Below are 13,611 nucleotides of genomic sequence, written 5' to 3' on the forward strand. Positions count from 1 at the left end.
AACAGGGAGTGGCGGCATGTCGCAGCAGGTCCAAGGGGTCATCGCACCGGGGAAGAACCAGCCCGTGCGGGTCGAGACCATCGTGGTGCCGGACCCGGGCCCCGGCGAGGCGGTGGTGAGGATCCAGGCCTGCGGCGTCTGCCACACCGACCTGCACTACAAGCAGGGCGGCATCAACGACGACTTCCCGTTCCTGCTCGGCCACGAGGCGTCCGGCATCGTGGAGTCGGTGGGCGACGGCGTCACCGACGTCGCTCCCGGCGACTTCGTGATCCTCAACTGGCGGGCGGTGTGCGGTGGTTGCCGCGCCTGTCTGCGCGGCCGCCCGCAGTACTGCTTCAACACCCACAACGCCCGGCAGAAGATGACCCTGCTCGACGGTACCGAGCTCTCGCCCGCGCTCGGCATCGGCGCGTTCGCCGAGAAGACCCTGGTCGCGGCGGGCCAGTGCACCAAGGTCGACCCCGCCGTCTCCCCGGCGGTGGCGGGCCTGCTCGGCTGCGGGGTCATGGCGGGCATCGGCGCGGCCATCAACACCGGCAACGTCTGCCGGGGCGACTCGGTCGCCGTCATCGGCTGCGGCGGCGTCGGCGACGCGGCGATCGTCGGGGCCCGGCTCGCGGGCGCGGCCAGGATCATCGCCGTCGACATCGACGACCGCAAGCTCGCGACGGCCCAGACGATGGGCGCCACGCACACGGTCAACTCCCGTACGCGGGACGCCGTCGAGGCGATCCGGGAGCTGACGGGCGGCAACGGGGCGGACGTCGTCATCGAGGCGGTCGGCCACCCCGAGACGTACAAGCAGGCGTTCTACGCCCGCGATCTGGCGGGCACGGTCGTCCTGGTCGGGGTGCCGACCCCCGAGATGACGCTGGAGCTGCCGCTGCTCGACGTCTTCGGCCGCGGCGGCGCCCTGAAGTCCTCCTGGTACGGAGACTGCCTGCCCTCGCGCGACTTCCCGATGCTGATCGACCTGCACCAGCAGGGGCGGATCGACCTCGGGGCGTTCGTCACCGAGACGATCGCGCTGGACGAGGTGGAGAAGGCCTTCGAGCGGATGCACGAAGGCGATGTGCTGCGCTCGGTGGTGGAGTTCTGATGTCCGTTCGCGCACGTATCGATCATCTGGTCACGTCCGGCACGTTCTCTCTGGACGGCGGCACCTGGGACGTCGACAACAACGTGTGGATCGTCGGCGACGACGAGGAGGCCGTGGTCGTCGACGCGGCCCACGACGCGGAGGCGATCCTGGCGGCGCTGGGCGGGCGCAGGCTCAAGGCGATCCTCTGCACGCACGCGCACAACGACCACATCGACGCGGCCCCCGCCCTGGCGGACACGACGGGCGCACCGATCCTGCTGCACCCCGCCGACCTCCCGCTCTGGAAGCAGACCCACCCCGCGCGCCTGCCGGACGGCGAACTGTCGGACGGGGAGAGCCTGTTGATCGCCGACGTGGCCCTGAAGGTGCTCCACACCCCGGGCCACGCCCCGGGCGCGGTCTGCCTGTACGCCCCGGCGCTGGGCACGGTCTTCACCGGCGACACCCTGTTCGCCGGCGGCCCCGGCGCGACGGGCCGCTCGTTCTCGGACTTCCCGACGATCATCGACTCGATCCAGGGCCGCCTGCTGTCCCTGCCGCCCGAAACGACGGTCCGTACGGGGCACGGGGACGGCACGACGATCGGGGCGGAGGCCCCGCACCTGGAGGAGTGGCTCACCCGGGGCCACTGACCCCCGGCCCCGCGCCCGGCCCCGCCCGCCTTCGCGCCCTGCGGCGACGGGGGCCGGTCGCGCAGTTCCCCGCGCCCCTCAATCCTGGTCGATCTGCGGACCGCAGGTGGCTGGTCGCGCAGTTCCCCGCGCCCCTAGCCCCCCGTCCATCCGCGGGTCGCAGGTGGCTGGTCGCGCAGTTCCCCGCGCCCCTAACCCCCGTCCATCCGCGGGCCGGAGGTGGCTGGTCGCGCAGTTCCCCGCGCCCCTAACCCCCCCCGTCCATCCGCGGGCCGTGGACGGCTGGTCGCGCAGTTCCCCGCGCCCCTAACCCCCCGTCCATCCGCGGGCCGCAGGTGGCTGGTCGCGCAGTTCCCCGGGCCCCTAACCCCCCGTCCATCCGCGGGCCGCAGGTGACTGGTCGCGCAGTTCCCCGCGTTCCTGGCGGTACTGGTGCTGAAGGGGCTCGGGAAGGGGCGAGGTGGGGGAGTTACGCCGCGGGCGGCAAGGCGTACACGGCCCGCGCCGTTCCCCCGGACACAGCCCCCCGCTCACCCGCACTCAACCCCGCGACCAGCTCCCGAGCCACCCCCACCACACCCCCGTACGACGCCGCCAGCCCACACACCGGCCAGTCCGAGCCCCACATCACCCGCCCCGCCCCGAACGCGTCGAGCGCCACCTCCGCGTACGGCCGGAGGTCCGCCACGGTCCAGGCCGCCCAGTCCGCCTCCGTCACAAGCCCCGACAGCTTGCACACCGTGTTCGGCAGCGCCGCCAGGGCGCGCACGTCCGAGGCCCAGGGCTCCAGGGCGCCCGAGGCGATGGGCGGCTTGCCCAAGTGGTCCAGTACGAAGGTGAGTCCGGGATGCCGGGCCGCCGCCGCGACGCATGCGGGCAGCTGGTCCGCGCGGACCACCAGGTCGTACACGAGCCCCGCGCCCGCGACCGCCTCCAGGCCCCGCCGCACGTCACCGCGCGCCAGCCAGTCCGGGTCCTTCTCGGACTGCACCTGGTGCCGGACGCCCACCAGCCGCCCGCCCCCGGGCAGCCGACGCAGCCGGGCCAGGTCGTCGGCGACGCCGGGCGCGGTGAGGTCGGTCCAGCCGACCACCCCGGCCACCAGGTCGCTGCCGTCCGCGAGGGCCAGCAGCTCCGGGGTCTCCTCGGCCACGGTCACCGTCTGGACCACCACCGTCGCCGTGACCCCGGCGGCCGCGGCCTCGCCCCGAAGATCGTCGAGGGTGAAGTCCCGCCGCAGCAGGGCGAGTTCGGGCCCGGCGATCCAGTCCTGGTCGCGGACGCCCAGATCCCACACATGATGATGGGCGTCGACGCAGCCCGCCCCGCTCACAGCTCCCACACCACCGGAAGCCCCGCCCCCGCGCCGTCGCTCCCGTAGTCGTGCGCGACATCGAGCAGCTCGCCCATCCGCTCCTGCCAAGCGACATTCACCGGCAGGGTCGCCAACTCGCTCAGCAGACGTGCGTAATCCGCGCATTCGATCACATGGAACAGCTCGGTGCCGCTGCGCCAGATGGTCCAGGACGTGGCCCCGGCGGCGGAGATGGCGGCCGTGAGCTCCGGAGGCACCTCGCGGTGGGCGGACTCGTACTCCTCGATCCGGTCGGGCCGGACCCGGGTGTGCAGCGCGACCCTCATAGGCCCAGCTCCTCCCAGAGCGCGTCCGGTACGGGCATCGTGAACATGGCGGCGGTGTCGGCGACTTCGGCCGCCGAGCGCGCCCCCACCAGCACACTCGCCACCGCCGGGTGGCGCAGGGGGAAGGCGAGGGCCGCGGCCCGCAGGGGGACGCCGTGGCCCGCGCAGACTGCCTTGATCTTCAGGGCCCGTTCGACGAGCTCCGGGGGAGCGGTGGCGTAGTCGTACGTCGCGCCGGGGCGCGGATCGGCGAGCAGCCCGGAGTTGAAGACCCCGCCGACCACCACGCGCTTGCCGCGGGCGGCGGCCTCCGGGAGGAGTTCGCGGGCGGCGCGCTGGTCGAGGAGCGAGTACCGCCCGGCGCAGAGCACGGTGTCGACGTCCGTCTCGCGCAGGAACCGGACCAGAAGCCCGGTCCGGTTCATCCCGGCGCCGATGGCCCGTACGACGCCCTCCGCGCGCAGCCGTTCCAGGGCCGGGTACGCCTCGCGGAGCGCCTGATCGCCGTGGTCGTCGGGGTCGTGCAGATAGACGAGGTCGATCCGGTCGAGCCCGAGCCGTTCCAGACTGGCCTCCAGGCTGCGGCGCACCCCGTCCGCGCTGAAGTCCCAGCGCCGCCGATGGGTGGCGGGCACGGCGAAGCCCGCCGCGAGATCGTCCCCGCCGCCCTCGTGGGGCTCCAGGATCCTGCCGACCTTCGTGGAGAGCGTGTACGCGTCGCGCGGGCGGCCCCGCAGCGCCGCCCCCATCCGGCGTTCGGAGAGGCCGAGTCCGTAGTGCGGGGCGGTGTCGAAGTAGCGGATGCCCGCGTCCCAGGCGGCGTCCACCGCATCCTGGGCCGTCTCGTCGGTCAGCGGCGAGAAGAGGTTGCCGAGGGCGGCGCCGCCCAGGGACAGGGCGGTCACCCGGCAGGGGCCCGCACCCAGCGAGGTAGCACGCATGCCCGCATATTTATCAGACCTCTACGGGGTTCAGGCACCCCCGAGGCCCCAATTTCCGTACAGCGAGGCCTCATTGGTCCGATGTCTCGCTGCCCGGCCACCTCTCCAGCCGGAGCCGGCTCTCAAACCTCAGGGGCCGCCCGTCCACCGGATCGGTGAACTCCAGGACCCTGGCGAGGAGTTGCAGCGGTGCGCCGAAGTCGTCCGGCGCGGGCTCCGGCAGGACCACCGGGTACACCGGATCGTTGAGGATCGGCAGACCGAGCCCGTGCATGTGGACCCGGAGCTGGTGGGTGCGGCCGGTCGCGGGCAGCAGGCGGTAGCGGCCGAGCCCGCCGCGCCGCTCCACCAGCTCGATCCGGCTCTCGGCGTTGGGCTCGCCCGCCTCCTCGCGGGCGGCGATGACCCCGCGTTCCTTCACGATCCGGCTCCGCACGGTCACGGGCAGGGCCACCTCGGGGTCGTACGCCGCCACCGCCTCGTATTCCTTGCAGACCCGGCGCCCGCTGAACAGGCTCTGGTACGCGCCCCGGTCCTGCGGGCGTACGACGAACAGGGCGAGACCCGCCGTCAGCCGGTCGAGCCGGTGGGCGGGCTGGAGCGCGGGCAGACCGAGGTCGCGCCGCAGCCGGGCCACCGCCGTCTCGGTGATGTGCCGTCCCCGCGGCGTGGTGGCCAGGAAGTGCGGCTTGTCCGCGATCACGATGCGCTCGTCCCGATGGATGACGCCCACCTCGAACGGCACCGGCACCTCCGGCGCGAAATCCCGGTGGAACCACACGTACATCCCGGGCCGGTACGCCTCCGCCCCGCTCAGCGGACCGTCCGTCCCGACGAACCGCCCGTCGCGCAGCATCGCGGCGACCCGCCCGGCGCCGACCGCGCCCGCGAACCGGCCGACCAGATGATCACCGACCGTCGCCCAGGTGCCCTCCGGATCGGCGGGCAGGCGTACACGTACCGGATCGATGCCGTCGCGCTGCGCGAGCGGGGCGGCCGGGGTCCTTGATCTGCGGGTCACGGCACCAGAGAACCCCACCGGACCCCGCAGGGGCAACAGAACCCCAGGTCAGGAAGGCGAACCTTCTCCGCGGCCTACGGCGAGACCCGGGCGGAGGCTCTCCTGGCCTGCTTTCTGCCCGGCGGAGAGGCATGCTGCCAGAGGGGAGAGTGCCCGGAACATCCTGGTTTCGCCGTGAATGAGGTAAAGGGAACGATGAGTGAAGAGTCGGTCATGGGCGGCAAGTGCTGGCTGCTCACCACGAGCGAGCTGGTGCCCGGGGACGTCATCGCGACGGACCCGGACGGCCCCTGGCTCGTCGTGGTGCGCACCGCGCCCGCGACCGAGACGAGGACCAGGCTGTACCTGCGCCCCTTGACCGGCGGCCCGGACCTGGAGCGCATGCTCCCGCGCTACGAACGCCAGGTCGTCCGCACCACGCGGGTGGACCCCGCCGATCTGCCGGACCCCGAACAGTGGACGGTGCCCCGGCGGCGCCGGGTCGTGGTGACCGGCCTCGGCGCCGTCAGCCCGCTCGGCGGCGACGTGCCGGGGCTGTGGCACGGCCTGCTCGAAGGGCGCTGCGGCGTCACGGCCGTCACCGGCCCGGGCTTCGACGGCCTGCCCGTACGGCTCGCGGCCCGGGCCGCCGTGGACCCCGCCGCACTGCTGCCGAGGCCGGTGGTGCGGCGGATGAACCGTTCCGCCCAGTTCGCGCTGCTCGCCGCACGCGAGGCCTGGGGCGACGCCGGACTCGACCCCTCCGGCACCGTGGCCGCCGGCCTGCGCCCGGACCGCGCCGGGGTGTCGATGGGCACGATCATCGGCGGCGCACCCGTGATGGTCGAGAGCAGGCTCGTCCTCGACGAACGCGGCCCGAGGGCGGTCTCCCCGTACACCACGCCCATGATCGTGCCCTCCGCCTCGGCCGCCCAGATCTCCAAGGACCTCGACATCCGGGGCGAGGCACGGACCTTCGTGTCCGCGTGCGCGTCCGGTACGGAGGCGATCGGGCAGGCGATCGACGCCATCCGCGCCGGACGGGTCGACCTCGTGGTCGCGGGCGGCACCGAGGCCGTGATCACCCCGGAGATCCTCGCCGCGTTCGCCGCGATGCGGGCGGTCTCGACGCGCAACGACCAGCCGGCCCGGGCGTCCAGGCCGTTCGACGAGGCGCGCGACGGATTCGTCCTGGGCGAGGGCGCGGGCGTCCTGATCCTGGAGGACGAGGAGCACGCCCGGGCCCGCGGCGCCCGCGTCTACTGCGAGGCGGCCGGCTGGGGCCTGTCGGCGGACGCCTTCCACATGGCGGCTCCGGAGCCGCACGGCCGAGGCGTCGAGGCCGCGCTGCGCTCCGCCCTCGCCGACGCCGGGGCCACCGCCGGGGACGTCGCCCACATCAACGCGCACGCCACGGCCACTGTCGACGGCGACCGCACCGAGGCCCTCGCGCTGTGCCGGCTGTTCGGCAGCCAGACCCGCGACATCCCGGTCACCGCCAACAAGGGCGCCCTGGGCCACCTCCAGGGCGGCGCGGGCGCGGTGGAGGCCATCGCCGCGGTCCTCACCCTGCGCGACGGCCTGATCCCCCCGACCGTCGGCTGCGACCACCCCGAGAAGGGCCTGGGCCTGGACATAGTCCGCGGCACCCCGCGCGCCCTGCCCCCGTGCGGCGACGTGGTCCTGAGCAATTCCTTCGGCTTCGGCGGCCACAACGCGGTCCTGGCCTTCCGCCGCGTCTGACCCGTTGGCCAACTGCCTTACATGAACACGGCTGACACGCATGGGAGTTGATGCGCCTGTTGGCCATGCGTTCCGACTGGTTCGGGCCGCTGTTGATTCCGTAGCCGACCCTCACGCGCGCGTGACTGGTCGGACGGGTCGAGGTGCTCAAGATCGTCTACCCGACAACGCGAATAGTGGCGAAGTGCCATGGACCTGGCACGCGGGGCCGGCCTACCGTCCTCCTGGCGGCAGGGAACGCCCCTGCGCGCCAGGAGGGGCATCATGGCGCGTGAGGAACTGACCCGCCTTACCGGCAGCGTCGGCGGGCCCAACTGTGACGACGACGATTGTCCGAACGTCTACCGGACCGAGCGCGGTTCGATCGTCGTCCAGGGCGACGTGTCCGATGCCTTCACCCCGCCCTCGGGCGAGGGGCTGGTGGAAATCCCGGAGCACATCCTGAGGGAGGCTGTCCGTGCTCTTGGATGGTGACGACTGGCGCCGCTTCTTCGATGCCTTCGAGCGCGAAGCGTGGCGGTTCGAGGCGCAGCCCACGTACACGATGCCGAAGGAGCAGGAGAACGTAGCCCGCTTCCTGCACGGTGAGGACAAGCCCACCGGCCACAATGCCCGCTGGCACGAACGAGTGCGCGGGTACATCGAATCCGGCAGGCACATCGGACGGGTCCGCATCGTGCGTCAGCCGCTCACCGACTACCAGCTGTATCAATTTGCCTGGGGTATCCCCGGAAACATTTCCGCTGGGGAGGACATTCGCATCTTGGATGTGACACGTGAGGATCTCGGGTTGCCGCTCTCAGGCCGAGACTGGTGGATGTTCGACGATTCCCGCGTCGTTCACCTGAACTTCCGCCCGGACGGAACTCAGATAAATCGTGAAGCCTACGAAGGCGACCCGGCCCCCTATCGGGAGTGGAAGCGGGTCGCCCTGGAGCACGCAGTACCTTTCGAGGAGTACGTGAGGGGCCTTGACGCTTGACCCCGACCAGCTGGGCCAGTCGAAAGCTGACCTGGCGGAAACACTCCGCAGCATGCGAAGGCGAGCCGGGCGTACTCAGGTCTGGCTCGCTCGGCGCTGCAATGTTTCTCAGACCAAGCTGAGCAATATCGAGACGGGTCGAGTCACTCCTGGTCTTGTCGACGTCGAGTTGATTCTCAGTGCCCTCGATGCGCCTCCCGAACTCTTGGCCGAAGTCACCGCCCTGGCGCGGCTGGCCAATACGGAGTGGCAAGGTAAGCGGGCGTCGTGGCGAAGAGGGCTGGAGAAGCGGCAAGCCGAGCTGGCCGGTCTTGAAGGGGAAGCTTCGGCGCTGCGCTACTTCCTGCCTGCGATGGTGACGGGACTCCTCGCCACACCTGAGTACATCAGGGCCAGCCTCAGCAACTCCCCAGTGGACACAACCAAGACGGTCGCGAGGAAGCTGGAACGGCAAGCAGTTCTCTACGACAGCACGAAACATTTCACGTTCCTGCTGACAGAACAAGCTGTCAGGTGGGCCGTTGTCCCGCCTGCAGCAATGGCCGTCCAGATGGATCGGCTCGCCTCAATTTCCCACCTGCCCAACGTGCGTATCGGGGTCATCCCTACAGGGACAGTTGTGGGGCGTGGGCCCATGAACACCTTCACCGTCTACGACCAGCGGCTGGCGACCGTCGAGACATTCACCGGCCGAATCGTTTTCCAGGACGCCAGGGATATCGCGGAACACCTCGAAGTTTTCCGCGTGTACGAGTGCCACGCATTGTTCGGCGACGAAGCCAGAGCCTTGTTCGGTCGGTGGGCCGCAGAATGCCGCGCGTGATCATCTACCCCGCAACGCCAATAAAGGTGGGGAAGAGGCGGCACCAGGCGGACACTCGTCAGGGACGAAAAAAGCCGACGAGGGGAAAGCCATGACTAATCTGTTGAAATACCCGCGGCCACCGGTGGAGTTGGCCGGGGCGGTGGAGGCCTACCTGTATGACTGCGCTCCGGCCGACGGTTGCGGGGTTTGCGCGGCCCTCGTGCGGGAGCTGGGGGAGGCCAAGGCGGCCAAGAAGTGGAGTGCGGCGTACGACGCTGCGGCAGAGGTGCGGAATCACCCCCACGCGAAGCGGGGGCGATGATGGAGATGCAGGAATGGCGCGATGCCTGGGGCCGCGCCCAGAATGCCACGGACGCGCCCAGGGAAGCCCTGAACGGTATGGGGGCCGGGGCGACGCAGACGGCGCGGTTGCGGCCTCGGCCACCCGGGTCAGCCATGAGCGAGCCCGCCACGCATACGCCCGAGGAGTTGAGGACGAGTCGATGGCTGCCCCGCACCGGCTTGCCCTGAGTGTCGCGGTCTCCGCGAACATCCGGCACCACGTGCCGGGCGGCGCGGAAGCTCGCCGCCTCCGGTGCGGGCCGACTGGGCCTGTCATTCCCGGTCCGACCGGCCGATTCGCTGGGCCGCTGGTCACGCCGTCGCCCGGAAAAGCAAAAGACCCCAGGTGAACTGGGGTCTCAGCTGGTGTCCGAGGGGGGACTTGAACCCCCACGCCCGATAAAGGGCACTAGCACCTCAAGCTAGCGCGTCTGCCATTCCGCCACCCGGACAAGGTGTCTGTCTCGCGGGCCGTGCCCGTTCCGACGTGGAAAACAATAGCAAACATCCGGGGGTGCTCCATCACCCCCCTGGCCTGCGTGAACACGGGATGTCGACGGGAGGCCGCCCTTGGGCGGCGAGGGGGAGCGGGGGGAGGATGGGGGCGGACCACACGGAGCGACAGCGGGAGGAAGCAGCGTGAGCGAGTCGAGCACGACCCGGACCGGCGGCGTGACCGGTGAGGACGAGGTCGTCGACCTCTGTCGCGATCTGATCAGGATCGACACCAGCAACTACGGCGACCACTCCGGCCCCGGTGAGCGTGCGGCCGCGGAGTACGTCGCGGAGAAGCTCGCCGAGGTCGGCCTGGAGCCCAAGATCTTCGAGTCGCACAAGGGCCGCGCCTCCACGGTGGCCCGGATCGCGGGCGAGGACCCGTCGCGGCCCGCGCTGCTCATCCACGGCCACACCGACGTCGTCCCGGCCAACGCCGACGACTGGACCCACGACCCCTTCGCGGGCGAGATCGCCGACGGCTGCGTGTGGGGCCGCGGCGCGGTCGACATGAAGGACATGGACGCCATGACCCTCGCGGTCGTACGGGACCGGCTGAGGAGCGGCCGCAAGCCCCCGCGGGACATCGTCCTGGCCTTCCTCGCGGACGAGGAGGCGGGCGGCACGTACGGGGCGCGCTTCCTCGTGGACAAGCACCCCGAGCTGTTCGAGGGCGTCACCGAGGCCATCAGCGAGGTCGGCGGGTTCTCGTTCACGGTCAACGAGAAGCTGCGGCTCTACCTGGTGGAGACGGCCCAGAAGGGCATGCACTGGATGAAGCTGACCGTGGACGGCACCGCCGGGCACGGCTCGATGATCCACAAGGACAACGCCATCACGGAGCTGTCCGAGGCCGTGGCGCGGCTGGGCCGTCACAAGTTCCCGGTGCGCGTGACCAAGACGCTGCGACACTTCCTCGACGAGCTCTCGGACGCGCTCGGCACCGAGCTCGACCCGGAGAACATGGACGAGACGCTCGCCAAGCTCGGCGGCATCGCCAAGCTCATCGGCGCCTCGCTCCAGAACACCGCCAACCCGACGCAGCTGGGCGCCGGTTACAAGGTCAACGTCATCCCCGGGCAGGCGACCGCGCACGTCGACGGGCGCTTCCTGCCGGGGTACGAGGAGGAGTTCCTCGCCGACCTCGACCGGATCCTGGGGCCGCGGGTCAGGCGCGAGGACGTCCACGCGGACAAGGCGCTGGAGACCACGTTCGACGGCGCCCTGGTCGACGCCATGCAGACCGCGCTCCAGGCCGAGGACCCGATCGCCCGCGCCGTGCCGTACATGCTCTCGGCGGGCACCGACGCCAAGTCCTTCGACGACCTCGGCATCCGCGGCTTCGGATTCGCGCCGCTGAAGCTGCCGCCGGAGCTGGACTTCGCCGGGATGTTCCACGGCGTGGACGAGCGGGTCCCGGTCGACGGCCTGAAGTTCGGCGTACGGGTCCTCGACCGGTTCATCGACGCCTCCTGACCTCACGCCCCAGGGGTCCCTCAAGGGGCCCCTGGCACCGGTTACGTGCTGAAACGACACTCCACTAATCGTTTGAACGTACGTATCCGACTGAAAAGAGTGAATGCACTCATATGCTCGTAGCCCCATAACTTCCGCCTCGTTACAGGGTGTGCGGTCCGCGGCTGGGATCGCACATTTGCCAACAAGGAGGAAGTAATGATCAAGAAGGTCGTCGCTGCTGCGGCTGTCACTGGTGGTCTGGTTCTCGCGGGTGCGGGCCTGGCTGTGGCCGACGCCGGTGCCCAGGGTGCCGCAGTGCACTCCCCGGGTGTCGCGTCCGGCAATGTCATCCAGGTTCCCGTACACGTGCCGGTGAACGTGTGCGGCAACACGGTCTCCGTGATCGGGCTGCTGAACCCCGCCTTCGGCAACACCTGCATCAACAAGTGACGTTGTGCCTCAACCCGTGAGGGTCTGAGCCGGGCGGCCCCGGAGTGCGCGCCATGCACTCCGGGGCCGCCCGGCATTTCAGCCCGGGCGCAACGGCGCATCCGGGCTTTCCGGAAGGCAGAAGGCAGGGAACGAATCTATGCGACAGGTCACCCGCAAGGGATTGATCACCATGGCGGCCGCGACCGGCGTCATCGCCATGGGCGGCGGCGCCGCGCACGCCGACTCCGGTGCCCAGGGCGGCGCCACGAACTCGCCGGGCGTGCTGTCCGGCAACGCGTTGCAGGCCCCGGTGCACGTGCCGGTCAACGCCTGCGGCAACACCGTGAACGTGATCGGCGCGCTCAATCCGGCGTTCGCCAACACCTGTGCCAACAAGGGCGGAGGCCACCAGGGCGGCGGCGCGATGGCGTCCGGCCACACCAGCAACTCCCCGGGTGTGGGCTCCGGCAACACCATCCAGGCACCCGTCGACGTACCCGTGAACCTCTGCGGGAACAGCGTGAACGTGGTGGGAGTGGGCAACCCCGTGTTCGGCAACGACTGCCTCAACGACGAGAGCGGCCGTCCGGGCCACCCGCAGCACCCGGGCCACCCCCAGCACCCGGGACAGCCCCACCACCCGGGGCACCCCGAGCACCCCGGGAACCCGCACCACCCGGGTGGACACAAGCCGCCCTGCACCCCTGAGCAGCCGGGTCACCCGCAGCAGCCCGGGCACCCCGGGGTCCCGCAGAACCCGGTCAGCCCGATCGCGCACCAGCCGGCCAAGCCCGCTCAGCCTGCCGCGCCCGGCCAGCTCGCCGCGCATGCCCCGGTCACCCAGAGCGTGACCGGGCCCGCCGCCCGGGCCGCGCTGGCGCACACCGGCTCCGAGGGCCTGGGCTTCGCCGCCCCGGCCGCCGCCGGTCTGGTGCTCGGCGGAGCCGTGCTCTACCGCCGCAGCCGCGCCGCGCAGTAGTCGCAGCACCCCCGCAGCCGCACCCGCGGCGGTCATGACGGAGCGGGCCCCGCACCCCTGCGGGGCCCGCTCCGTCATGTCGGCACTCTCACCAGGTGGCCCGCAGCTGGCGGATGATCCGTCGGCGCAGCCGCACCCTGCGGCTGCCGTCCCGGTGCAGACTCAGTCGGTCCAACTCCCAGTGTCCGTACTCGGCATGGTCGGTCAGCAGGCGTGTCGCCTCCTTGCGGGACACCCCGCGGGGGACGTACACGTCGACAAATTCGTATTCCGGCATCGCATCTATTGTGCGGGCAGAGGCCCGGTACGGATAGCGTCTGCACTATGTCTGATGCTGCGCAGCCCACCGCTGCCGAGGTACGTGCCGCCGCCGAGGCGGTCAAAGCCGCGCTGGACCGTCACCTCGATGCGGTGGAACGCCGCACGGGGGACGACGACCCCGGCGTGTACGAGGCGTTCAACGCGCTCGCGGCGGCCGCCGAGGCGTACGACGAGCGGCTCTACGACCGCTATGACGAGGTGACCCCCTTCGAGATCCCCGGCGCCGACGACTCGCTCCCGCCCTACGCGGGCCCCGAGGAACCCAACGCACTCAGCGTGCTCATCCGGCGCGACTACGCCGTGGCCGAGCCCCAGCGCCTGCTGGCCCAGGCCCAGCGGATCACCGACCTCGATCCCGAGGCCGACGACGCGGACGGGGGCGAGCGCACGGCGCCGGTCGTCGGCAGCAGCGTCCACGCCGCGCTCGGCGTCCTCTTCGGCGAGTACGAGCCGGACGAAATCGCCTCCCGGCACAAGGAGTTCGGCCTGGAGGAGGGCGACTCCACGCTGTGGGTGTCGGCCGCCGACGAGCTCCCGGAGCCGGGCGAGTGGCTGAGCACGCCCTTCGACCACGCCGATCCGCAGCGCGTGGTGTGCCGTTTCGACGTGAGCGCCGTCTTCGACGAGGAGGAGCTGGAGGACGGCCTCGACGACGAGGACGACCTGCGACCGGCCCCCTGACCCGGCCCCACGGCAGAGGCCGCGCACCCCGTCGAAGGGGTGCGCGGCCTCTGC

The 13,611-nt window shown here is 71.2% G+C and carries 15 protein-coding genes and 1 tRNA gene; 10 read left to right on the plus strand and 6 right to left on the minus strand.

Annotation, left to right across the window (positions count from 1 at the left end):
- Window positions 1-16 precede the first annotated feature (16 nt).
- Together AC07F3_RS23310 and AC07F3_RS23315 are read left to right on the plus strand one after the other, a co-directional pair.
- Window positions 17-1,102, plus strand: a complete 1,086-nt coding sequence (locus AC07F3_RS23310) for an S-(hydroxymethyl)mycothiol dehydrogenase (RefSeq protein ID WP_479116401.1) — start codon at window positions 17-19, stop codon at window positions 1,100-1,102.
- Window positions 1,102-1,737, plus strand: coding sequence for an MBL fold metallo-hydrolase (locus AC07F3_RS23315; RefSeq protein WP_479116402.1), 636 nt, complete (start codon window positions 1,102-1,104; stop codon window positions 1,735-1,737). The genes AC07F3_RS23310 and AC07F3_RS23315 overlap by 1 nt, the downstream gene beginning before the upstream one ends.
- Before the next feature lie 469 nt (window positions 1,738-2,206).
- Here AC07F3_RS23315 and AC07F3_RS23320 read toward each other — a convergent pair whose 3' ends face one another.
- The 4 genes from AC07F3_RS23320 to AC07F3_RS23335 all read right to left on the minus strand — a co-directional run bounded on the left by AC07F3_RS23320 (window position 2,207) and on the right by AC07F3_RS23335 (window position 5,340).
- Complete coding sequence (locus AC07F3_RS23320) at window positions 2,207-3,070, minus strand: amidohydrolase family protein (RefSeq protein ID WP_479116403.1); 864 nt, start codon at window positions 3,068-3,070, stop codon at window positions 2,207-2,209.
- Window positions 3,067-3,378 (minus strand): L-rhamnose mutarotase, encoded by a 312-nt coding sequence (locus AC07F3_RS23325; RefSeq protein WP_479116404.1) that lies wholly within the window; start codon window positions 3,376-3,378, stop codon window positions 3,067-3,069. The genes AC07F3_RS23320 and AC07F3_RS23325 overlap by 4 nt, the downstream gene beginning before the upstream one ends.
- Complete coding sequence (locus AC07F3_RS23330) at window positions 3,375-4,319, minus strand: aldo/keto reductase (protein WP_479116405.1); 945 nt, start codon at window positions 4,317-4,319, stop codon at window positions 3,375-3,377. The genes AC07F3_RS23325 and AC07F3_RS23330 overlap by 4 nt, the downstream gene beginning before the upstream one ends.
- A 70-nt stretch (window positions 4,320-4,389) precedes the next feature.
- On the minus strand, window positions 4,390-5,340 hold the full coding sequence (locus AC07F3_RS23335; protein ID WP_479116406.1) for a pseudouridine synthase: 951 nt from the start codon (window positions 5,338-5,340) through the stop codon (window positions 4,390-4,392).
- A 195-nt stretch (window positions 5,341-5,535) separates the two neighbouring features.
- Between AC07F3_RS23335 and AC07F3_RS23340 the strand changes: the two genes are divergently transcribed.
- From AC07F3_RS23340 to AC07F3_RS23355, 4 genes are all read left to right on the plus strand, one after another.
- Entirely contained in the window at window positions 5,536-7,062 is a 1,527-nt protein-coding gene (locus AC07F3_RS23340; protein WP_479116407.1) for a beta-ketoacyl-[acyl-carrier-protein] synthase family protein, read from the plus strand.
- 264 nt (window positions 7,063-7,326) lie between these two features.
- On the plus strand, window positions 7,327-7,536 hold the full coding sequence (locus AC07F3_RS23345; RefSeq protein ID WP_479116408.1) for a hypothetical protein: 210 nt from the start codon (window positions 7,327-7,329) through the stop codon (window positions 7,534-7,536).
- Window positions 7,520-8,044: a DUF6879 family protein gene (locus AC07F3_RS23350; RefSeq protein WP_479116409.1), complete on the plus strand. Its 525-nt coding sequence runs from the start codon at window positions 7,520-7,522 to the stop codon at window positions 8,042-8,044. Before AC07F3_RS23345 ends, AC07F3_RS23350 begins: the two co-directional genes overlap by 17 nt.
- Complete coding sequence (locus AC07F3_RS23355; RefSeq protein ID WP_479116410.1) at window positions 8,034-8,867, plus strand: helix-turn-helix domain-containing protein; 834 nt, start codon at window positions 8,034-8,036, stop codon at window positions 8,865-8,867. Before AC07F3_RS23350 ends, AC07F3_RS23355 begins: the two co-directional genes overlap by 11 nt.
- 688 nt (window positions 8,868-9,555) lie before the next feature.
- Here AC07F3_RS23355 and AC07F3_RS23360 read toward each other — a convergent pair.
- A tRNA-Leu gene (locus tag AC07F3_RS23360) sits at window positions 9,556-9,643 on the minus strand.
- 187 nt (window positions 9,644-9,830) lie between these two features.
- On the opposite strand from AC07F3_RS23360, the gene AC07F3_RS23365 reads away from it, so the two are divergent.
- The 3 genes from AC07F3_RS23365 (at window position 9,831) to AC07F3_RS23375 (ending at window position 12,555) form a co-directional block, all read left to right on the plus strand.
- A complete protein-coding gene (locus AC07F3_RS23365; RefSeq protein ID WP_388983057.1) occupies window positions 9,831-11,162 on the plus strand; it encodes a M20/M25/M40 family metallo-hydrolase in 1,332 nt (443 codons plus the stop codon).
- Window positions 11,163-11,360: 198 nt separating this feature from the next.
- Complete coding sequence (chpH, locus tag AC07F3_RS23370; RefSeq protein WP_114040110.1) at window positions 11,361-11,594, plus strand: chaplin ChpH; 234 nt, start codon at window positions 11,361-11,363, stop codon at window positions 11,592-11,594.
- A gap of 139 nt (window positions 11,595-11,733) precedes the next feature.
- The gene (locus AC07F3_RS23375) at window positions 11,734-12,555 is read left to right on the plus strand and encodes a chaplin (protein WP_479116411.1); all 822 of its coding nucleotides are present in this window, start codon (window positions 11,734-11,736) and stop codon (window positions 12,553-12,555) included.
- Window positions 12,556-12,643: 88 nt separating this feature from the next.
- Here AC07F3_RS23375 and AC07F3_RS23380 read toward each other — a convergent pair whose 3' ends face one another.
- Window positions 12,644-12,832, minus strand: coding sequence for a DUF5703 family protein (locus AC07F3_RS23380; protein WP_114041729.1), 189 nt, complete (start codon window positions 12,830-12,832; stop codon window positions 12,644-12,646).
- Window positions 12,833-12,879: 47 nt separating this feature from the next.
- On the opposite strand from AC07F3_RS23380, the gene AC07F3_RS23385 reads away from it, so the two are divergent.
- Entirely contained in the window at window positions 12,880-13,557 is a 678-nt protein-coding gene (locus AC07F3_RS23385) for a hypothetical protein (protein ID WP_479116412.1), read from the plus strand.
- Window positions 13,558-13,611 lie beyond the last annotated feature (54 nt).

The sequence above is a fragment of the Streptomyces sp. NPDC045846 genome, assembly GCF_056431605.1.

Excerpts from the sequence above, each read along its gene's own strand:
- AC07F3_RS23310 (WP_479116401.1), top strand. The coding sequence starts at position 17 with ATGTCGCAGCAGGTCCAAGGGGTCATCGCACCGGGGAAGAACCAGCCC.
- AC07F3_RS23315 (WP_479116402.1), top strand. The coding sequence starts at position 1,102 with ATGTCCGTTCGCGCACGTATCGATCATCTGGTCACGTCCGGCACGTTC.
- AC07F3_RS23325 (WP_479116404.1), bottom strand. The coding sequence starts at position 3,378 with ATGAGGGTCGCGCTGCACACCCGGGTCCGGCCCGACCGGATCGAGGAG.
- AC07F3_RS23330 (WP_479116405.1), bottom strand. The coding sequence starts at position 4,319 with ATGCGTGCTACCTCGCTGGGTGCGGGCCCCTGCCGGGTGACCGCCCTG.
- AC07F3_RS23340 (WP_479116407.1), top strand. The coding sequence starts at position 5,536 with ATGAGTGAAGAGTCGGTCATGGGCGGCAAGTGCTGGCTGCTCACCACG.
- AC07F3_RS23345 (WP_479116408.1), top strand. The coding sequence starts at position 7,327 with ATGGCGCGTGAGGAACTGACCCGCCTTACCGGCAGCGTCGGCGGGCCC.
- chpH (WP_114040110.1), top strand. The coding sequence starts at position 11,361 with ATGATCAAGAAGGTCGTCGCTGCTGCGGCTGTCACTGGTGGTCTGGTT.
- AC07F3_RS23375 (WP_479116411.1), top strand. The coding sequence starts at position 11,734 with ATGCGACAGGTCACCCGCAAGGGATTGATCACCATGGCGGCCGCGACC.
- AC07F3_RS23380 (WP_114041729.1), bottom strand. The coding sequence starts at position 12,832 with ATGCCGGAATACGAATTTGTCGACGTGTACGTCCCCCGCGGGGTGTCC.
- AC07F3_RS23385 (WP_479116412.1), top strand. The coding sequence starts at position 12,880 with ATGTCTGATGCTGCGCAGCCCACCGCTGCCGAGGTACGTGCCGCCGCC.